The organism is Alkalihalophilus lindianensis (genome assembly GCF_032843265.1).
GTDB classification, from domain to species: domain Bacteria; phylum Bacillota; class Bacilli; order Bacillales; family Bacillaceae_D; genus Alkalihalophilus; species Alkalihalophilus lindianensis.
Genome location: NZ_JAWJBA010000934.1, coordinates 1 through 241, shown reverse-complemented (window position 1 = coordinate 241; position 241 = coordinate 1). Strand labels below are relative to the sequence as shown.

Annotated in this window: 1 protein-coding gene; it reads right to left on the bottom strand. The window is 53.9% G+C overall.

Translation table 11 applies throughout. From position 1 onward, the window contains the following. Positions 1 to 241, bottom strand: a 241-nt coding sequence (locus RYX56_RS24850) for a hypothetical protein (RefSeq protein WP_317124452.1), incomplete at both ends; no start/stop codon positions are given.

Genomic DNA, 241 nt, shown 5'->3' with positions numbered 1-241 from the left:
CCCTTGCTGTAGGACGCATCGGCCGAAATCTTGACGATGTCGCCTTCATATTTGGTCGAAAAACCAAGGTTGGTGGACCGGAATTCGGTCGGCTCGTCATAGATCAGCGGGCGCAATGTCACGCCGGTGAAGGTACCGCTGATAACCGTGCCGTTTTCGTCCGCGACCGCATTTACGTCATTATTGTTGAACAGCACCTGATAATTGGCACTGTTGCGCTCTCGCTTCAGGCGGGAATAGG